The organism is Cedecea neteri, assembly GCF_000758325.1.
Classification (GTDB): domain Bacteria; phylum Pseudomonadota; class Gammaproteobacteria; order Enterobacterales; family Enterobacteriaceae; genus Cedecea; species Cedecea neteri_B.
Genome location: NZ_CP009459.1, coordinates 2,446,356 through 2,459,342, shown reverse-complemented (window position 1 = coordinate 2,459,342; position 12,987 = coordinate 2,446,356). Strand labels below are relative to the sequence as shown.

The window sequence follows — 12,987 nt, the reverse complement described above, 5'->3', positions numbered from 1 at the left end:
CCGCGCTCCAGTAATACCCTGATCAAGGCTGGTACCCTCATCGGCCTTGATTGCACTACCCTTGTTTAACCCTGATGTTACCCTTGTTTGCCCGCGATGCCTGTCGCGGGCTTTTTTTTGCTTAGTATTCAGAAAACTTCGTCCACCCGCGCCAAGCCGGCCTCAAGCGTTGCGGCCTCGCCGGTGGCGACCAGGCAACAGGCCATCTGAATTTTCAGCGACTGCGGCACCGGCTCAACGCCCGCCACGCAGCGCTCAATCCAGCGGGCGGTGATTTCAGGATCTTTGCCTGCCGGCAGCACGACGCCTTCGTGTTCGGTTTGCCGCTCGCTCACGATGCGGGTGCCTTGCCCATCAATCAGCGTTATTTGCGGGCAGCGCTGAGGGTTGGCATACACTTCACCTTCCGTGCCATGCATTAACAGCCCCCGCCCGCCGATATCCGCAAAAAACTTCGCCACTTTCGGGACATATTCCGGGTGAGAAACGCTGGCCAGACGCAGCGCGGCCTCTTCCTCAAACGGGGTGGCCAGCTTCGCCAGCGTGTGCGCGCTGTTACGCACGCCCATGCGCCAGCGCATGGCCAGCTGATTTTCCATCGGTGGGCAAAGCGCGCCAATCGGCAGATAGACAGGATGGTGGGACTCAAGCTTCGCCTGCGCCTGCCCGGCGTGGCGGGTCGGCTCAATGCCCAGCAGCGTAAAAATGGTTTCCGTCAGCACTCGGGTGGGATCTTCGCTCACGCCGTGGACCACAACCGGATAGCCAAGTTTGTTGAGCAAAAGCGCCAGCAGCGGCGTGAGGTTAGCCTGCTTACGGGCGCCGTTATAGGAAGGAATGACAATCGGCATCGGCTTGTCGGACGGCGGCGTGAGCGTAATAACATGCTGCTTCATCGCCTCATAAAAACCGAGCATCTCCGCTTCACCTTCGCCCTTAATACGCAGGGCAATCAGCACGCCGCCCAGCTCAAGCTCAGGCACTTCGCCCTTCAGCATGTGGCTATACAGCCCGCGCGCGGTATCAAAATCGAGATCTCTGGCGTGGTTTTTCCCACGACCAATTTCTTTAATGATTTTGCGATAGTCCATTCAGACTCTCCTTGCTATTTCTTGCTCACACGTTTGCGCCGTACAGTGTGTTTCGGCGTCGTTATTATCACTTTTGCTTCCGGCGCGTCGGGCTGTTCAATCGGGAACACCGGCAGCGCGGCCAGCAGACGCTCGCCGTAGCGTTTACTCAGCAGGCGGCGGTCGTAAATGACTATCTCACCATAGCAGGCGTGGCTGCGAATTAAACGTCCAACTTGTTGAATCAGATTAAAAGAGGCGCTGGGCAAACTCTGCACTTCAAAAGGATAGCGGTTGAGGCTTTTCAGCCACTCCCCTTCGGTGACCACCACCGGACTGTCTACCGGCGGGAAGGCAATTTTATGAATGTGTACCTGGGTCAGCAGCTCGCCTTTCAAATCCAGCCCTTCGGCAAAAGATTGCAGGCCAATCAGCACGCTGGTTTCCCCGGCCTGAACGCGCTGGCGATGCAGCTCCACCAGCCGGTAGCGGGGCTGATCCCCCTGCACCAGCAGCATCAGCCGCAGATCGGTAACGTGAGTTAAAAACTGCTGCATGGCGCGGCCGCTGGCAAACAGCACCAGCATCGCTTTATGCTCGCCCTGTGCCAGCTGCGCCCTGAAGAAGGCGGCCATCTCGGCAATATGCTGTGCCTCGTGCTCCATCAGCGGCTCAAAGCGCATTTTGGGGATAACGATTTTCCCCTGCTCAATATGATTAAACGGCGAGTCCAGATGGATAAACCGATCGCCCGCTTTCTCACGCAGGCCGCTCATCTCCTGCAGGCGATCAAAGCGGTTGAGCGAGCGTAGCGTGGCGGAGGTCACAATCACATGTGGCACTTTGCGCCACAGCATTTTTTCCAGCTGATCGCTGACGCGGATCCCCACACAGTGGAAGAACAGATGCGGCTGCCCCTCGCGGATTTCGCGCGTCACCCACTTCGACACCGGCGCGCCGGAAGCCTGCTCCATCGCCGCCAGCTTCCACAGCTTGCTCTGTGCTTCAAAGAAGCCCAGCGCCCGGTTCATTTGCAGCAGCGCCCGGTGCAGGCGCACGATGTCGTGGCTGGCCGTTTTTTCGCTCAGATCGTTAAGCAACGCTTCCGACAGGCCGCGCAGCGCCTCCATCAGCTTCGCCAGGCGCTGGCAAATCACCATGATCTCTTCGGGCAGGACGCCCATTTCAAAGCGGTGTTCGCCTTCCCGCTCGCCCGGCAGCCAAAGGCTAACGATCGTGTTAAACGACTGCAGCAGCTCGTACACTTCATCACAGTGATTGGTCAGACGTTCAGGCGCGGTCAGCGGCGGTGGGCTTTTGGGCCGGAACTGCGCCATGCAGGTTTCCACCAGCTTGCTGAACAGGTCGAGCTGCAGGCGACTGTAGCCTGGCGTGATCTCCGCGCTCATTTCCAGCGCGTCACGGGCAACGTCCGCCAGATGATGGCCTTCGTCCAGCACCAGCAGCAGATTTTTCGCCTCCGGCAGCACCGCATCGCTTTCCAGCGCCGCCATCACCAGCGCATGGTTAGCCACGACCACTTCCGCCTCGTCGATTTCCCGGCGCGCCACAAAGAACGGGCACTCTTTATACCAGTGGCAGTTTCGCCCCAGGCAGCTGGCTTTGTCGGTGCTTAGTCGCCGCCAGAGATCGTCGTCAATCGCCTCATCGGTGTGATCCCGCAGCCCGTCCCATTTATAGCCGTCGAGGCTGGCTTTAAGTTTGGCACAGCGCTGCTGTTCGGCTTTGCTGGTCGGCGACATCTCATCGTCCAGAAACGCCAGCAGATCGCCCTGCGTGAAGTTATCGGTCGCCAGCGCGGCCAGATTGCGCGGGCACACGTAACGTCCGCGGCCAAAGGCGGCGGTAAATTTCAGGTCAGGAATGATTTTGCGCAGCAGCGGCAGGTCTTTGCTGTAAATCTGGTCCTGCAGCGCCACGTTGGCGGTGCTGACCACCAGCGTTTTTTGATCCCCTCTGGCAATAGCAATGCCGGGGATCAGGTAAGAGAGAGTTTTGCCGACGCCGGTCGGCGCTTCAATAGCCAGATGCCGCCCTTCTTCACCGGCAAGGGTCTTCGCCACCTCGGCGATCATCTGCCGCTGAGGCGCTCGCGGAATAAAATCCGGGATCTGCTGCTGTAACGCCTTATACCAGGCACCTATTTGCGCTTTTTGCGCCGACGACAAAGCCATAACATCACTTCTTTCTCTGAATAATTTAAGTCACAGAACGGCGTCTGTGGCCCGAATTATGACGAGATACTGTATAAACAGCCACTATTGTTTTACTTTTACTCCCCTGACCCTGTCGTTTTTTGCCTCTTCCGGGAGGTGCATTCAGAAAAACGTTTTAACCGCACAGCGGCGGCTAAAACGTGGAGACCGCTTTTACACTAACCACGCGGCCAGCTTTTCGGCCTGCTGCGCAAAACGGTTGAACAGCCGCTTCAGCACTTCCGCCTCCAGTTGATGGAACGGCAGGCTGCTCCATTGCACAACCTGCTGTTGGTCGGGCAACAGCCCAGTGAGTACCGGCGGATAATCCATCCCCAGCAGATTGGCCTGCAGCAGCACCGTGAGCGTATCGGTGTCGCTCAGCCGGGTGGGCTGAACGGGCAACATGCAGCTCAGCAGCAGGTGCCCAACCGGAGATTCGCTGATCTCCAGCGTCACGCCCTCGCCAAGCTCAACGGAATAGCCTTCTGCATTCTCAAGCTCGACTCTTTGCCCAAGCTCATCGGTCAACAGCGGCTGTAAAATTTGCGCTAATTTTGAAGGTGCGAGCATCGTTAGTTACCTATAATTCGCCGGAAAGCGGCAGTGACTGAGTTAGAGCGAGGCCGCGTACGAGTAGGGGCTGGCGCGGTGCCATAGACATCAGGCGGAATAACCGGCGGCTCACGGTAAACCGGTCGGCTTGCCATCGGATGCACAGGCGCATGGGCGTGCACCGGCGGTGGGCCATAGCTGTAAACCGGTGCGGCGGCTGGCGGCGGGCCGTAGCTGTAAACTGGCGCGGCTGCAGGCGGCGGGCCGTAGTTGAACGCGGGACCATGACCCGGCAGCGGAACCGTGCTGTACATCCCTCCCGGCGCGGGAGGTGGTGGGGCGTAAATCGGCACCGGGGCCGGACGAATATCCACGGAGTTTGCCCGGCGGCGAGGCGCTGCGGGCGGAACTGCATTGGATGCCGTTCTCGGACGACGCCCCCGGGAAGACGATTCCGCGGCGAACGATTCCGTGCGCTGACGAGGACGATCGTTGCTGGTGAACGTGGGCGCAGGCGTTCCACGCTGCTGCGCATCTACCGCCGCCTGAGGCCCGATCATTCGGGAGCGCATCTGCCCCACGGACAGCGACTGGTCAAAATGCTGCACAACGCCGCGGCTGTCAGTGCCATCATACTGAATCCCCAGGTTATTGGAGGCGTGACGCTGCACGTATCCCGGCCCCGCCACCACCGAGTCCCGCAGTTTTTCAGGGCTAAGCTTCGCGAGTTTTGGCGCAGCCTTGCGGAACGCTTTATCCACTTCCGCCTGCGTCGCTTTCTCTCCACGCAGCAGCTTCTCGCGGACATCATCGTCCCGGTGGCCAACAGGATACGTATGCAGTACGTGGTAACTGTCGCCGAACTTCGCGTCTTCTATGCGCATCGCCCGGCCAAATTCCGGCCAGGGGTCGGACACCACAGACCGCCCGTTTTCCCGCGGATCGCCGATGATCACAAAGGCGTGGTCGACATCGCGGTTATGCACCACGGAAACCGGCTGTTTGACGCGGGTGTTCGCCAACAATAGCGCATTCACCGCCGCCATTTCGCCGCAGTTGCCCGCCCGAAACTTAGAGGCTTCCCAGGCGCGCACGGTGTAGTCCCCGTTGCCCGTTCCCTTCTGCGACAGAAGCGTTCGCTTATAGGATTCGGCCATCGTGGCGCGAACATGGTTCTTTTGGTTGCCCGACCCCATGTCCAGAATGCGCCAGGTATCATCTATCGCCTTATTGGCATAATAGAGCGCGTCTGCCCGGCGCGACGACACGTTCACGGTGCAATCGAAATGTTGAGTGTTATTAGGCTCCAGCGCGAGGCGCATGGAGACCCGTCGGTTTGAGTTACCGCTTATCAGGCCAGGATCGACCCGCAGGCTGGTATCAACGTTGTTTAACGGCATGATATCTCCCCACTTTAGTTGTTGCGTCAACAGGTTATGTGGGGAGAGTGGCGCGGTGGTTCCTGCTACGGAAGAATTTACCCTGCGGCGTACTGCCCGCGCAGCGGCAGGCCGTGCTCATGGCGAATACCGTTTTCGGACAGCGCTTCCCCCGCATACTTGCCGATGCCCACCGCGCGGGATTCCTCCTGCCCGGCTGGCGAGCCTGTATCGTAGCGGTCGGAAGTCCCTCCGGTGTAGGTCCCTTTCATCATGCGATAGCCGTGAACCAGCTCATGGGCAAGGGACACAAAAGCCAGCGAAGGATCGTCCAGCAGGCTTGGGCGGCCATGGGCGTCAATAGCCACGGACTGCCGCGGGTTCCAGTCGACGCTGACGCTGGTCCCCTCGCCTTTCTTGCCGAGCGGCTGCTTTTGGGCTAATTGCGTCGCTTTTTTATTGTGCGCCTTATCGTACTCACTGCTGGAGAGGTGAAACCGGCGAACCTGAGAGTCGGTCAGCACCGGGCGGGCAACCGTATTCGCCATCGCCGTGACCTTCACCTTAACGTACCGACCCTGGGTACTGAGGTTACGCAGTTCGCCCACCAGGCTTCGGCCGTTAGGCCGACTGAGCAGCTGATGCAAAGCGCTTTCGGCAGCGAGATAATCTTCCGGGCGGTGGTATTCAATCGCGATATGTGGCGCCACATTGCTGGCAGAAATCGTACTCATCTTTTCCCCCTGGTTGGGCGTTAGCGTCGCAGCATCAGCGCTTCTATCTGGCGGCGCTGAAGCCGATCTTTTTCTGTCTTTGGTGCAGCCTGGCGCTCGCGCGGTGGGGCAGGCTGGCACCAGCGGCCAATCACCGACAGCGTCCAGCTCAGCCGCTCCAACAAAGGCAGCAGCGTGTCGAGATGCAGCTCGTCCAGGGGCAATACCGCCCAGACCACCAGCTGCGCGCGCTCTTTATCAGCGGCAACGGTGATGGCTGGCTGCTGGTCAATGTTCAGGTTGGCCTGTAACAGCTCGAGAAGCAGCGCCTCGCCGGGATTGTCCGGCAGCGCCAGCAGGCCCATCATCGCCAGCGTCAGATTTTCCGTCAGCTCCAGGAAAACCTGCTGGCCGCCGTCGAGGGTTAACGAGTAGTAGCCCTGGGCGTTGAACACAATATCTAGGGCATTCAGCTGTTTAAACAGCGGCTGGAGTTTGTGGTAGAGCTGCTCGGCGATCGCCATGATTTCACCTGTCTCGGTCAGGAACATGGGGCGTAAGTGGCAGACAGACGGTGCGGGTTCCGGGGAGAACTTGTAACAAGCTGCAACCTTATCGCCCCCGGCAAAGCTAGATTCGCCGCAGCGAGGCTGCTATGTTCATTTAACACGCGTCTTTGCAATTCGTGCGTGATAATTATTTTTATAAAAAAGAACGATTTAATAACTATAAATTATGGATGACAGACAGTATGGCAATCAGACTCCTCCTCGCGGACGATCACATTTTGATGCGCGAGGGCCTGAAACAGATTTTTTCACTGGATAAGAAAATCAAAGTGGTAGCGGAAGCGGGCTGTGGCAAAACGGTGCTGTCGCTGCTGACGGAAATCGACGTTGATGTCCTGCTGCTGGATCTCTCCATGCCCGGCGACTCCGGGCCGGAGCTGGTGCAGCAAATTACCCGCCTGTGGCCGATGCTGCCGGTGCTGGTGCTGAGCATGCACAACGAGCCGCAAATCGCCCAAATGGTCCTCGCCAGCGGTGCCCACGGCTTCATTACCAAAGACCAGGCTCCGCAAACGCTACTGCACGCCATTCATCGCGTCGCCTCCCGCCAGCGCTACATTGACCCCTCGCTGGCGGAAGCCATCGTCTTTTCAACCCAGGAAAATGACCAGCTTCGCCGCTATGCCACACTCTCCCAGCGCGAGAAGCAGATCCTTCGCCTGCTGAGCAGCGGTGAAAACATCAACGGCATCGCAGAAACGCTAAGCATCAGTAACAAAACGGTCAGCACCCACAAGACCCGGATGATGGAAAAAATGCAGTTCGACAACAACGCCGACATCATCAAGTTTGCTATTCGCTATCATAAACTTTAGCCGGAGCCGGCAGGGCATAAGGGATCTCGATATGCACGCAGCTCCCTTTGCCCGGCGCACTGTGGATGTTAAACGTCCAGCCTTTCATCATGCAGCGTTCCCGCATACTCAATAACCCAAAGGCCCCGTCGGACACCTGGCCGGGGTCAAACCCTTGCCCGTCATCATTGATGCAAATCAGCACGACTTTGCCCCTTGTGAGCACCTTCACCTCCACTTCCCGCGCTTTGGCATGCCGCTGCACATTGGTGAGCGACTCCTGCACCACGCGAAAAATCGCGGTGACCTCATCGTCACACAGCGACACCGGCAGCGGCTGAATCGTCAGCGTACACACGCCGGAACGGTGCTTGTTGAACTGGTCCCTCAGCCAGATAAGCGCGGGTTTCAGCCCCATATTGAGCACCGCCGGGCGCAGCTGGGTGGCAATATCCCGCACCACTTTGATGGTGCCATCCACCAGCTGCGTCAGCGGTTCAACTTCATGACGCAGCGTGGGATGGTTCTGGCCCAGCAGAGAAATTCCCACCCGCAGCGAAGTCAGATGCTGGCCCAGCTCATCGTGGATTTCCCGCGCCATATGCTTGCGCTCGTTTTCGACGCTGCTTTGCAGCTTTTGGGTCATGTGCCGCAGCTGTTCGTGAGTCTGCCGCACCTGCTGTTCGGCAAAATATTGCCGGGAGGCGGGACGGGCAATCACCAGCACGGATTTCAGCGTCTGCTGCTGCGTAAATTCAGGAATAAAACGTGCCTGGTAGATTCTCGACACCCGCAAATCCGAGAGCGCACCGTGCAGTACCGCCTCCAGCTGAATATGCTTGCTCAGCACCAGCTGCAGCGACCAGCTGATCTGCTCCATCAGCGTCGAGTCCCCGATAAGCGAGTTTATCTTCAGCCCGATGGCCGCCGCGCTCTTGGGCATACACTGTAGCGCCGTTTCGTTGGCATAGAGCAGCCGCTGCTCGCTGTCCACGCGCAGGATCGCATCCGGCATATTGTCCAGAATGTCGCGAAGTTCATTTTCACGATCGTAGTAAAAACGATGAATATCATTGCGATAGCGGGTATCACACACCACCATCATCACCCAGTTCTGCCGCTGAAACTCGAAGCGGCTCGGGCAAACCTCGACCGGAATAGCCTGCGTTGCCGCCTGAAAGCGGGCGTTAATTTTATCGCCGTAAGGCGAATGTTCTGGCCGATCCAGCTGCTGCTCAACCACCGCCAGCAGCGGCAGATCGCCATAGCCTCGCAGCCGGGTAAAAATATTTTCGCCTACCAGCTGCCCGGCCCTTGCCTGGCCGGCATCTTCCGGCAGGCAAAGACTGAGCGCCTTGTGGTTGGCAAAAACAATATTGAAATCCCTGTCAACAATGAAAACCAGTTCGCGCATGCTGTTGAAAGCGGCGCTCAGCAATGCCTGAGTGTCATTGGGCCGTGGGTGCGGCCCGCCGTCTTGTTTCATAGAGTGTGATTCTTCTCGTTCAGGGAGTAACGAAGCACCGCTCGCTCAGTTCAGACTGTCCCACCCCAGATCCTGTTTCAAAGACTGTCGGAGACGGGAAAGGCGGGAACGCACGGTGCCGATAGGAATAGTCATCCGGTCAGCCGCTTCCTGGTAGCTGATATCGTGATCAACGATCAGCTGTAATAATTGCTGATAATCTTCAGGGAGTTGCGCAATGCGCTGCAACACTTTCGACAGGATGTCCTTACCCTCAGTCACCCCTTCCGGCTGCTCCGAATGCAGCAGCGTACCGAGCACATCATCGTTTAACTCATCGTGCAGGTAGCTCACTTTGACGGATTTATAGTGATTTTTCACCAGGTTTACCGCAATCCCGAACATCCAGGTTTCCGGGCGCGACGTGCCGCAAAATTTGTGCTTGTTACGAATCACTTCATACCAGGTGTTCTGCACAAGGTCTTCTATATCGGCAAAATTTGCCACGCGTTTACGAATAAAATTGTACAACCGCTGTTCGTTGTCGCGCATCACGCGCTCCCAGTTAACCACCGGAAACTCGCCCTGCACAACGTTGGACTCAAAAGCAGCCTGCGCATCCGGGAAAACCTGTGATTCGAAATCTAACATCGCTGACATAGTGAACACCTTTTTATGGAATAGATTCAGGAGTTCGTCCTATAGCAAGCGCCGTGCCAGCGAAAAATATCAACTTAATGCATTGATTATTAATATTTAATTTTTATTAATCAGATAAATATGAGCAAAAACACACACAGCCCGAAAACGGGTTTGTGCAACTTTTTACACACCTCCAGCGGCGGAAATTTTTTATTTTCCGGGGAACCGCCCCAGGCCTTAGCCCACACACTGACAGGCGAATCGGGTAAGGCACACCGCAATGAACATGAGAATCCCTCAGCACCACCATCACCACAATCTGCGTCTCGAAACCGAACAGGCAGACGCCCTGGTCGATGAACTGATCAACGACACTAACAACGACAAGAGCGCGGCGAGCAGTTCCTCGTCCGCCACTCGTGCAGCGCCCGCGCCGCAGCGGCCCGGAGCCGCCCAGGAGTCGATGGCATCGACCTTCGCGGAAAGCATCGAGCAGAAAATCAAACACGAGGAGCAGCGCACGCAGGCCACCCAGCTGCGCCGTATCTCCGTGGCGGCTATCAAGGTCACTCACCTTGTGGAGCTGGGGAAACTGCTTGAAAGCCCGTCGGGGAAAGAGCAGGCCGAGCAGGAATCGGCCTTCGAACGGATGTTGTCGGGGGGTGACGGGAAGACCCCGACGCTGGATGATTTGCTCGAACAGGCCAATCACGACCCGGCCTCCGCGTTTGTCACCCTCAGCCTGATGGCGATGCGCCTACGCAACGGCAGCAATCCGGCGCTGGCGGCACGCGTCGAGCAAATGCTTGCCGACCTGCAACAGCAGCACCCGGAAAAAATTAACGCGGGGGTGAATACCGCCCCGGCGATTGCCGCATTCAGTAGCGATCCGGCGCAGAAGCGCGAAATGCGCAAGCTCTATTACAGCGGCGTGATCAACCAGCAGTCCGCCGACAACATCATGGACGTGCTGCTGGACAAGTTTGGCGTCGACGGCTTCGTGCCCGCCCTGCGCACATTACAGCGCGCGCTTTCCGATGACATCGCCGCGCTGGCCCCTTCCGCCCCGCCGACGGCCCTGCGCCGCCTGCTTTCCGGGCTGAACGACACCCGCGCTATTACGCACACGCTGTCGGAAGTCGCCCAGTTCCTTGACCGCCTGAAGAGCAAATATTCCCACGTCACGATGGGGGCCGATGTCATGACCCGATCCTTACTCAGCATGTGCCGCAACGGGTTCTATTCCCGCGACCTGACCCAGCTTGGGCTGCAGGTGGTGGGCGAAAAACCTTTGCAGCAGTCGCTCTTTTTCAACGGTCTGCTGACGCTGCTCCAGGCGCTGCCGGAAAAAATTTGGGGCGGGAACGATGAAACCCGCAGCAACGCCCTGCTTCTGCTCCGCACCCTGAACGGCGAATACGCCGCGTGGGAAAAACGCAGCCAGCTGGCGCAGTAAACGGACTTCACCAGGATTGAATAGCCCATGAACGCTTTGTTTAACCTTCTTAACCGGCTGGCAATAACCGCCATGCAACGCTCCGAAGTCGTCGGGGCTTTCATCGCGCTGGCGGTGGTGTTCATGCTGATCATCCCGCTGCCGCTGGGGCTGATTGACGTCCTGATTGCGGTCAACATCAGCGTGTCGTGCCTGCTTATCATGACGGCGATGTACCTGCCCAAACCGCTGGCGTTCACCACGTTCCCGGCGGTGCTGCTGCTGACCACCATGTTCCGCCTCGGGCTGTCTATCTCCACCACTCGCCAGATCCTGCTGCAGCAAAACGCCGGGCATATCGTCACCGCCTTCGGCAACTTTGTGGTCGGCGGCAACCTGGCGGTGGGGCTGGTGGTGTTCCTGATCCTGACGGTGGTGAACTTCCTGGTGATCACCAAAGGCTCGGAGCGTATCGCCGAAGTGGCCGCCCGCTTTACCCTCGATGCCATGCCGGGCAAGCAGATGTCTATCGACAGCGACCTGCGCGCCGGGCTGATTAACGTCCAGCAGGCCAAAAGCAAACGTGAAGATCTGGCGAAAGAGAGCCAGCTTTTCGGGGCAATGGACGGTGCCATGAAGTTCGTCAAAGGCGATGCCATCGCCGGGATCGTGATCCTCAGCATTAACATGGTGGGCGGCTTCTGTATTGGCGTGCTGCAGCTGGGCATGGCCGCGGGCGACGCCGCCAATGTCTACTCCATTCTGACCATCGGCGACGGCCTGATTGACCAGATCCCGGCGATGCTTATCTCCCTGACCGCCGGGATGATGATCACCCGCGTGTCGGCCAACGAAGACATCCCCAACAACAACATTGGCCGCGAAATCAGCGACCAGTTAACCAACCAGCCCAAGGCGTGGATCATGTCCGCCATCGGCATGTTCTGCTTCAGCCTGCTGCCGGGCATGCCTACGGCGGTGTTTATCGTGCTCGGGATAATCACCCTGGGCTCGGGGCTATTTCAGCTGTGGCGGGCCAAACGCGCGGCGGCCACCAGCACCGGCGGCGAAATTGTCGCCCCGGAAGCCAACGGCGAAGAAGATATTCGTACCTTCAACCCCAGCCGCCTGTTTGTCCTCAGCTTCTCGTCGGCTCGCGCCGGTGACCCGGCGGCCATGGCGCTTATCGAAGACATTCGCCGCCTGCGGAACCGAATCGTGAATCAGTACGGCTTCACGCTGCCGGTCTTCAACATCGATTTTTCACCGTACCAGCCTGACGATGAATTTCGCTTTCTGGTGTATGAAGTGCCGAAAGTGATTGGCACCTTCAGCTCAAGCAAGCGGGCGCTGGACTACCGCCTGCTGGCCCAGGAAGAGACCGGCACCGAACTCAGTACCGAAACCTATCCGCAGGAAAAAGGCTGGGCGTGGCTGGAGGAAAACGATCCGCTGCTGGATAAATTCCAGATGGAATCCTGGAGTTCGCATCAGCTGCTGCTTGCCCGCATGGAAGAAGCGCTCTTTGCCAGCGGCCCACGCTTTATCGGCCTGCAGGAGACCCGCGCCATTATTTCGTGGCTGGAGATGGACCTGCCGGAGCTGGCGCAGGAATTCCAGCGCATTTTCCCGATCACCCGCCTGAGCGCCGTATTGCAGCGCCTGGTGGCCGAACGCATTTCCCTGCGCTCGGTGCGCAGTATTACCGAATCGCTGATTGTGCACGGCCAGCACGAGCGCGATGTGGGCCTGCTGGTCGACCAGGTTCGCATCGACATCAAAGAACACATCTGCCACCAGTACAGCCACGACGGCGGGATACAGGTCTGGCTGCTGACGCCGGAAACCGAAGAGATCCTGCGCGACAGCCTGCGCCAGACGCAGAACGAAACCTTCTTCGCTCTTAGTCAGGACAAGCACGCCCTGCTGCTGGAGCAGCTGCGGGAAGTGTTTCCCCTGTTCCAGCGGCAAACCAGCGTGCTGTTGTCTGCCCAGGATTTACGTAGTCCGCTGCGCCTGCTCATCCAGGACGAATTCCATCACGTCCCGGTGCTCTCGTTCGCCGAGCTGCAATTTAACCTGCCGGTCAACGTGCTGGGGCGCATTGATATTCACGAAAACGCGCTTGACGCCTTCACTGCATAAAGGG

11 protein-coding genes are annotated in these 12,987 nt (G+C 58.3%); 3 read left to right on the top strand and 8 right to left on the bottom strand.

Annotation, left to right across the window (positions count from 1 at the left end; all coding sequences use genetic code 11):
- Window positions 1-128: 128 nt before the first annotated feature.
- From ybiB to LH86_RS11575, 6 genes are all read right to left on the bottom strand, one after another.
- Window positions 129-1,091, bottom strand: coding sequence for a DNA-binding protein YbiB (ybiB, locus tag LH86_RS11600; protein WP_039301401.1), 963 nt, complete (start codon window positions 1,089-1,091; stop codon window positions 129-131).
- A 14-nt stretch (window positions 1,092-1,105) separates the two neighbouring features.
- Entirely contained in the window at window positions 1,106-3,265 is a 2,160-nt protein-coding gene (dinG, locus tag LH86_RS11595; RefSeq protein WP_039301398.1) for an ATP-dependent DNA helicase DinG, read from the bottom strand.
- Window positions 3,266-3,460: 195 nt separating this feature from the next.
- Window positions 3,461-3,859, bottom strand: a complete 399-nt coding sequence (locus LH86_RS11590) for a CesT family type III secretion system chaperone (protein ID WP_039301395.1) — start codon at window positions 3,857-3,859, stop codon at window positions 3,461-3,463.
- A gap of 2 nt (window positions 3,860-3,861) precedes the next feature.
- The gene (locus LH86_RS11585) at window positions 3,862-5,241 is read right to left on the bottom strand and encodes a hypothetical protein (protein WP_039301392.1); all 1,380 of its coding nucleotides are present in this window, start codon (window positions 5,239-5,241) and stop codon (window positions 3,862-3,864) included.
- A 77-nt stretch (window positions 5,242-5,318) separates the two neighbouring features.
- Window positions 5,319-5,954, bottom strand: coding sequence for a XopG/HopH/AvrPtoH family type III secretion system effector (gene xopG, locus LH86_RS21705; protein ID WP_052045575.1), 636 nt, complete (start codon window positions 5,952-5,954; stop codon window positions 5,319-5,321).
- A 20-nt stretch (window positions 5,955-5,974) separates the two neighbouring features.
- Window positions 5,975-6,457, bottom strand: a complete 483-nt coding sequence (locus tag LH86_RS11575) for a CesT family type III secretion system chaperone (protein ID WP_197061679.1) — start codon at window positions 6,455-6,457, stop codon at window positions 5,975-5,977.
- A gap of 227 nt (window positions 6,458-6,684) precedes the next feature.
- Between LH86_RS11575 and LH86_RS11570 the strand changes: the two genes are divergently transcribed.
- Entirely contained in the window at window positions 6,685-7,317 is a 633-nt protein-coding gene (locus LH86_RS11570) for a response regulator transcription factor (protein WP_008461003.1), read from the top strand.
- Here the strand turns inward: LH86_RS11570 and LH86_RS11565 are convergent.
- Together LH86_RS11565 and LH86_RS11560 are read right to left on the bottom strand one after the other, a co-directional pair.
- Entirely contained in the window at window positions 7,295-8,782 is a 1,488-nt protein-coding gene (locus LH86_RS11565) for a histidine kinase (protein ID WP_039301386.1), read from the bottom strand. The genes LH86_RS11570 and LH86_RS11565 overlap by 23 nt on opposite strands.
- Before the next feature lie 45 nt (window positions 8,783-8,827).
- Window positions 8,828-9,421, bottom strand: a complete 594-nt coding sequence (locus tag LH86_RS11560; RefSeq protein WP_039301383.1) for an RNA polymerase sigma factor — start codon at window positions 9,419-9,421, stop codon at window positions 8,828-8,830.
- Between the two features lie 262 nt (window positions 9,422-9,683).
- Between LH86_RS11560 and sctW the strand changes: the two genes are divergently transcribed.
- Both sctW and sctV read left to right on the top strand, forming a co-directional pair.
- The gene (sctW, locus tag LH86_RS11555; RefSeq protein WP_039301380.1) at window positions 9,684-10,859 is read left to right on the top strand and encodes a type III secretion system gatekeeper subunit SctW; all 1,176 of its coding nucleotides are present in this window, start codon (window positions 9,684-9,686) and stop codon (window positions 10,857-10,859) included.
- Window positions 10,860-10,886: 27 nt separating this feature from the next.
- Entirely contained in the window at window positions 10,887-12,983 is a 2,097-nt protein-coding gene (gene sctV / locus LH86_RS11550) for a type III secretion system export apparatus subunit SctV (RefSeq protein ID WP_039301377.1), read from the top strand.
- Window positions 12,984-12,987 lie beyond the last annotated feature (4 nt).